This window comes from Kocuria cellulosilytica (genome assembly GCF_040981245.1).
Lineage (GTDB): Bacteria > Actinomycetota > Actinomycetes > Actinomycetales > Micrococcaceae > Kocuria > Kocuria cellulosilytica.
On record NZ_JAVFWZ010000116.1, the window covers coordinates 1 to 551 of the forward strand.

Annotated in this window: 1 protein-coding gene; it reads right to left on the bottom strand. The window is 75.7% G+C overall.

Going from position 1 to position 551, the window contains the following annotated elements; genetic code table 11:
• Positions 1-9: 9 nt before the first annotated feature.
• Positions 10-551 (bottom strand): hypothetical protein (locus tag RCG67_RS17270; RefSeq protein WP_368828042.1); only part of this gene is annotated, 542 nt, incomplete at its 5' end.

The window sequence follows — 551 nt, forward strand, 5'->3', positions numbered from 1 at the left end:
ACCTGCCGTCTAGACGAACAGGAGCACCACGACCGCGGCGGGGGCCGTCCAGCGCAGCGACTTGCCGGTCAGGTTGTGCACCAGCCCGAGGAGCGTGCAGCACACCACGGCTGAGGCCACGGAGGCCCACCCGCCGAGGACGAGCCCGGGCAGGGCCAGCAGGGCCCCCAGCACCAGCCCGCCCACCGGGGCCGCGCGGGTCCACGGGGCCGGTCGGTGCAGCTCCGCGGCCCGCTGCACGCACGTCAGCACCAGCGCCAGGAGCAGGGACCGGCCCACGTGGTAGGCGGCGAAGCCGACCATGCCCAGCCACGCGCCCCCGCCGTAGTCGGCGTAGAGGTCGAGGTAGAGCTGGATCGGCTGGAGCCGCCACTGGCCCACGAGGAAGACCGGCAGGATCACCCCCAGCAGCACCGCGGCCACGAACAGCACGAGGGCGGTGGTGGTCCGCCGGTGGTCGACCGCGGGGGAGAGCTCGGCGGCGGAGGGCAGGGGGACCGCGGGATCGGCCGCGCGGTGGCGCAGCCACGCCACCAGTCCGCGCTGGACCC